This window comes from Candidatus Accumulibacter vicinus (assembly GCF_000584955.1).
Taxonomy (GTDB): domain Bacteria; phylum Pseudomonadota; class Gammaproteobacteria; order Burkholderiales; family Rhodocyclaceae; genus Accumulibacter; species Accumulibacter vicinus.
In genome coordinates this window covers 114,065-117,308 of sequence record NZ_JDSS02000037.1, presented here as the reverse complement: position 1 = coordinate 117,308, position 3,244 = coordinate 114,065, and the positions used below count along the sequence as shown (strand labels likewise).

At 57.8% G+C, this 3,244-nt stretch carries 2 protein-coding genes and 1 riboswitch; of the genes, one reads left to right on the top strand and one right to left on the bottom strand.

Annotation, left to right across the window (positions count from 1 at the left end; all coding sequences use genetic code 11):
* On the bottom strand, nt 1–314 hold a 314-nt coding region (locus tag CAPSK01_RS16345), incomplete at its 3' end, for an EscU/YscU/HrcU family type III secretion system export apparatus switch protein (RefSeq protein ID WP_273703916.1).
* Between the two features lie 81 nt (nt 315–395).
* A riboswitch (cyclic di-GMP riboswitch) is annotated at nt 396–483 on the top strand.
* A 73-nt stretch (nt 484–556) separates the two neighbouring features.
* On the opposite strand from CAPSK01_RS16345, the gene CAPSK01_RS16340 reads away from it, so the two are divergent.
* Nucleotides 557–3,244 (top strand): M10 family metallopeptidase C-terminal domain-containing protein (locus CAPSK01_RS16340; protein ID WP_034929079.1); only part of this gene is annotated, 2,688 nt, incomplete at its 3' end.

Below are 3,244 nucleotides of genomic sequence, written 5' to 3'. Positions count from 1 at the left end.
GTCGCTTCAGCCGCGGCCGGGATGCGTGGCGGCGGTGAGGTTGCCTGGCCATTTTCCAGCCGGTAGAGCCACGCCAGCAGTTCGGCTACTGCCAGATAGAGCTGTGGTGGGATGTGCTGGTCGAGATCGACCTGCATCAGTAGCGACACCAGTTCGGCTGATTCATGCACATAAACGCCGTGCTCGCGCGCCCGCGCGATGATCTGCTCGGCCACCAGGCCCCGCCCTCTGGCCACCACGCGAGGTGCAGTATCGGTCTGGCTGTAGGCAAGAGCAACGGCATTCTTCTGCGGGTTGACCGGTGCTTTGAGCATGTTCCTCCCTATATTGTCTTTGCCGAATAAGCTCGAATAAGCTCTTGACAAAACAAACTTCACGTGTATTATTCGCCACATCTTATCCAAAGGCAAACGGGGAGAAATCTCCGGACGCAAAGCCGAGGGCCCTAACCTGATCGTCAGGAAGGGTGGCCGGGTTGCATAGATTCAGCGATTTTTGCTGTTCAATTTCTGCTTGCCCTCGACCTTGCTGCCTTCTCTCATGAAGGATTGGTCGCGTGGCACTCGCATCCTGGACACAGCAGCAAATTCTCGCGCAGCTTGATTCCGGTTCTCATTGGTCCGGCAGCACGATCACCTACGCCTTCCCGACCTCATCGAGCGGTCTCTACGGTAGTCAGGAGCAGGTGGGATTTCAGGGACTGAATTCCGTCCAGCAGGCCGCCGCCACACTTGCGCTGCAGACTTGGGATGATCTCATCACCCCGAATCTGGTCAAGGTCACTTCCAGTTCATCCAATATCGAATTCGGGACTTCGTCCACTGGCGTTGAATACGCACATGCCTACTTCCCGACGACTGGCAGCGTATGGTTCAGTCGTGCCTACTCCGACCTGATGAACCCCCAGGTGGGCGCGCATTCGTTTCTGAGCTACGTGCATGAGATCGGTCATGCTTTCGGGCTGGATCACATGGGCGACTACAATGGTGGGGGTTCCTGGACGCCATCGAGCTATCAGGACAGTGGTGTCTATTCGGTGATGTCCTACTTTGGTCCCAATTGGGGTTCGGGTTCGTCCAGTGGGGTGGGCCTGGTGGCCTGGGCCGACTGGGTCGGTGCGGACGGGAAGCTGTATTCGCCGCAGACGCCAATGCTCAATGACATCATGGCCATACAGAGTATGTACGGTGCCGAAACCACGACCCGCACAGATGATACGACCTACGGATTTGGCAGCACCGATTTCGGCACCCTGTCCGCAATCTACAATTTCTCGGCCAACCTTCATCCGATCCTGACCATTTACGACTCCGCTGGAACCGATACGCTCAACCTGAGCGGATGGTCCACGCCGAGCCTGATCGATCTCACGCCTGGCGCCTATTCCTCATGCAACAGCATGACCTACAACATCGCCATCGCGTATACCTGCAATATCGAAAATGCGATTGGGGGCGCCGGTGCCGATACGATTACCGGCAATTCCCTGAATAATTATCTCGACGGTGGTTCCGGAACAGATTCTTTGGTCGGAGGGTCGGGCGACGACACGCTGGTAGCCGGTGCGGGCAACGACACACTCGACGGCGGGGTCGGCAATGATACGGTGGTGTTTGCCGGTACATTTTCAGAGTATACGTTCTCTTATACCCTCAATCAGGGCTTCACCTTCTCGAGTAGCGGCTCCGGTTCGGACTTGATCAAGAATGTCGAAACCTTCGTCTTCTCGAATGTGACCAAATCGGCTGGCGAGTTGTCGGCAGATGCGTCATCTGACCCTGATCCTGTCTCCGTGCAGGTATCGATCGCCGCTGGCGCGGCTTCGATCGCTGAAGGCAATAGCGGATCCACGGCCTACGTTTTCAATGTCAGCCTCAACAAAGCGAGCGAGACCACGCAAACCGTCGGCTGGACTCTGGACGGATCCGGTGTATCCCCGGCCACATCTTCCGACTTTACCGGTGCCACTTCCGGTGTCGTCACCTTTCAGCCCGGCGAAACGGCGAAGACGATCCAGGTGCTCGTTGTCGGGGACACCGTCGTCGAGTCTGACGAGAGTTTTACCCTCAGCCTGAGCAACCCTTCATCAGGGCTGGTACCGGGTACGACAAGCGCTACGGGCACGATCCGCAACGATGACGTCACTGCCGTTCCGGACGACTATCCCATGACGACGAATACGCGCGGAGCGATTACCGTCGGGGGTGCCGCCGTGTCCGGCGTCATTGAGCGAGCGTCCGACGGCGACCTCTTCAAGGTTACCCTGAAGGCCAACAACAGCTATATCTTCAAACTGGCCCGGGTCAGCGGGAGTCTTGATCCCTACCTTGAACTGTATTCCTCCAAATTGGCAGTCATTACTCAGAATGATAATGCCGGCCTGTCCACCACCGATTCGCAGATCATTTATACGCCGACAGCCAGCGGAACCTATTACCTTGCCGCCAAGGATCATGCCCAGTCCACCGGCAGTTACCTGATCAGTGCGGTTCCCTGTTCCGGGTTGACGCTTGAGGGTGATGATACGGTCAATGTCCTGACCGGCACGGCAGGAAATGACTCCTTGTATGGTCTTGGTGGCAACGATACGCTGGAAGCCGGAATGGGCAACGACTTGCTTGACGGTGGTGCGGGTACGGACCAGCTCGCCGGCGGAAAGGGCGACGACATCTACCTGGTGGATAGTGTCTCCGACGTCGTGACCGAAAGCAGCGCCGCAGACGGCAAGGATCTGGTAAAAGCATCGGTATCCTGGACCCTGGGAGCCAATTTCGAAAAGCTCGAACTGACCGGGACGGCCAATCTGACGGGGACGGGCAATACGCTTGCCAACATCATCATCGGCAACAGTGGTGATAATGTCCTGAATGGTCTGGGCGGGGTCGACAGCCTGAATGGTGGTGAGGGTTCCGACCTTTACCTGTTCGAACTACCTGCCCACCATCCGTCGGCCGAGATCGCCGATGCCGGTAACACCGGGGTTGATGAAGTGCGTTTCGCGGCCACCAGTGCCGGCACCCTGAAGCTGTATGCCGGCGACACGGGCATCGAGCGGGTGGTGATTGGTACTGGCAGCGACGCTGTGGCGAACAGTGCGGGTACGGTCGCACTCAATGTCGATGCGTCGCCGTTGAGCAACGCCATCACCATGATTGGCAATGCCGGCGCAAACATCCTGATCGGAACGGCCTTTGCTGACCAGATGGATGGCGGCAGCGGCAACGACCTCCTGAACGGCCAGGCC